Consider the following 661-nt stretch of genomic DNA (forward strand, 5'->3'; position numbering starts at 1 on the left):
GTAAGTCATACAAACAATTTTCATTTTCGCAAAAAGAGTTTCGCCTTGTTTCAGCGTGGGATTGACCGACACTGGGCTAAATTTGAAGCCAAAGAGGAAAAGCCCATGTTGGAACGTTTTAAATCCCATTTTGCCCGCCCGCCTGTGACATCATCAAAATCATCCGGACAACCAGCGGAAACCCTTCGCGACAACCGGGGGTATTTCCAGCCACAGTCAGCAGAAGCGCTGCTGGCAACCTCAGAACGTGGTCAGGCTCTCCGGCAACTGTGGGAAAACAGTGCGCTGCCCGCCGGATTGTATCAGCAGTTTTATCTGGATCCGCTCCGGCAATTATGCGCCCGTGTGCAGCATATTCCTGCCACACCGGAAGGCGTCTGGTCTTATCGTGGTGGGTTTATAGATTTGACACTGCAATTTACTGCCTGTGCTGTGCGGCTGGCGAAAGGACACATGCTGCCACCCGGCGTGGCACCGGAAACACAGGCCGCACAGAGCTTGTTGTGGCAGGCAGTGGTATTCTGGGCCGCGTTGTTTTACCACCTGCCGCTGTTGCGGCAACTGGAAGGTGAACTGGATGATGGACACCCCTGGCTGCCGGGGTTGTGGGTGCCAGCACGCCGTTTCCGCTTCCGGTTTCATGCCTCACTGTCTGAGCTGC

1 protein-coding gene is annotated in these 661 nt (G+C 54.9%); it reads left to right on the forward strand.

The features are described from left to right. Nucleotides 1-105: 105 nt before the first annotated feature. The coding region (locus Xind_RS19720; protein ID WP_187650965.1) for a TraI domain-containing protein at nucleotides 106-661 on the forward strand (556 nt) is incomplete at its 3' end.

The sequence above is a fragment of the Xenorhabdus indica genome (assembly GCF_014467235.1).
GTDB classification, from domain to species: domain Bacteria; phylum Pseudomonadota; class Gammaproteobacteria; order Enterobacterales; family Enterobacteriaceae; genus Xenorhabdus; species Xenorhabdus indica.